The 1,722-nt window shown below is 74.1% G+C and carries 1 protein-coding gene; it reads right to left on the reverse strand.

All coding sequences use genetic code 11. The annotated features are described in order from the left end of the window. Positions 1-50: 50 nt before the first annotated feature. Positions 51-1,722, reverse strand: a 1,672-nt coding sequence (locus tag AC5LSR_RS03825) for an alkaline phosphatase D family protein (RefSeq protein ID WP_493468146.1), incomplete at its 5' end; no start/stop codon positions are given.

Below are 1,722 nucleotides of genomic sequence, written 5' to 3' on the forward strand. Positions count from 1 at the left end.
CGCCGTGGCCGGGCCCGAAGAAGCTCGGCCCCCGCGCCCGGAGGCGGCGCTCAGGCCGACTGGGCGCCTGGGCGGCCGTCCTCGACCACCCAGGTGGCGTCGGTGGTGACCGGCGCGTCCCGGCGGTCGATCGTCTCGGCCACCCGCATCTCGGCCTGCCACTGCCCGGGGGTGACGTGGACGCGGGTGTAGCCGCGCCGGTCCCCGCGGAAGTAGCGCACGTGCGGGTTGAGCAGCCGGTTGTTCGTCCGGATGAGATCGTCGTCGACCAGCAGGAACCCCGAGCTGATGGACGTGCAGACGAACTCGGTGCCGATCACCGGCGTCTCCGGCCGGTTGAAGTCGGCCCGCAGGTCGTTCACCCACGCGGAGTGGATGTCGCCGGAGAGCACCACCGGGTTGCGTGCCCGGCTGTCGCGGACGGCGGACAGCAGGCGGGTGCGGTACGGCACGTAGCCGTCGTTCTGGTCGAGGTTGGCCAGCACGTCGCCGAGGCCGGGGGCGATCCGCGCGTGCAGCTGGGCCATCATCGTCTGCTGGGCGATCACGTTCCACCGGGTGGTCGATGCCCGCAGGCCGTCGACGAGCCAGGCCTCCTGCTCGGCGCCGGCCATCGTCCCGGCGGTGTTGTTCTCCCCCAGCGACGCGTTGCCGATGTCCTGGGAGACCCGGCCGGGCTGCGGGGTGCGGTACTGCCGGGTGTCCATCATGTTGAGGGTGAGCAGGTCACCGAAGGTGAACCGGCGGTAGAGCCGCAGGTCCGGCGAGCCGGGGGTGTAGCTGACCCGGATCGGCATGTGCTCGTAGTACGCCTGGTAGGCGGCGGCCCGCTGCCGGGCGAACACGGCCGGATCCTGGTGTTTGTCCCCGCTGTCGCCGGACTCGTCGGTGAGGCCGGCGTAGCCGTTCTCGGTCTCGTGGTCGTCCCAGACGGCCACCCAGGGCGCGGCGGCGTGCGCGGCCCGCAGAGCGGGATCGGACTTGTACTGCGCGTGACGATTCCGGTAGTCGTCGAGGGCCCGGAGCTGGTTGAGCCCGGGGGTGGCCGGGGCGGTGTGCCGGCGGTCCGGGAACCGGCTGTTCGGGTCGTACTCGTAGATGTAGTCACCGACATGGACGACAAGATCGAGATCGTCGGCGGCGATCGCGCTGTACGCCGGCCAGTAGCCGTTCTGGAAGTCCTGGCAGCTCGCCAGCGCGAAACGCAGGCTCGACGCCGCGGCCGAGCCGGCCGGCGCGGTGCGGGTCCGGCCGACGGGGCTTAGCACGGTGCCGGCGCGGAACCGGTAGAAGTACACCCGGCCCGGCCGCAGCCCGCGGACGTCGACGTGCACCGAGTGCGCCAGCCCCGGCGTGGCGGCCTGCGTCCCGGTCGCGACGACGTCGGCGAACCTCTCGTCGGCGGCGACCTGCCAGTCGACCGGGATGTCGCTGCTGGGCAGCGGCGTGCCGGCCGAGGGCGGCGCCACCAGCCGCGTCCACAGGATCACCCCGTCGGGCAGCGGATCGCCGCTGGCCACACCGAGGGAGAACACCCCGTCACCGACGCCGGGGACCGGGGTCGCCGGCCGCAGCGTCGCCCGCCCCGTCGGGAGCGGCGGGGCGGGCGTGCCGCCACCGGACGGCCCGCCGTCCGAGCAGCCCACGGCCGCCAGCAGCAGCGCCCCGCCCGCGAGGAAGCCCCGCCGGGACGCGACGCCGGCCCGGCCCCACTGCCGCGGG

This window comes from Protofrankia sp. CiP1_Cm_nod4, assembly GCF_982290645.1.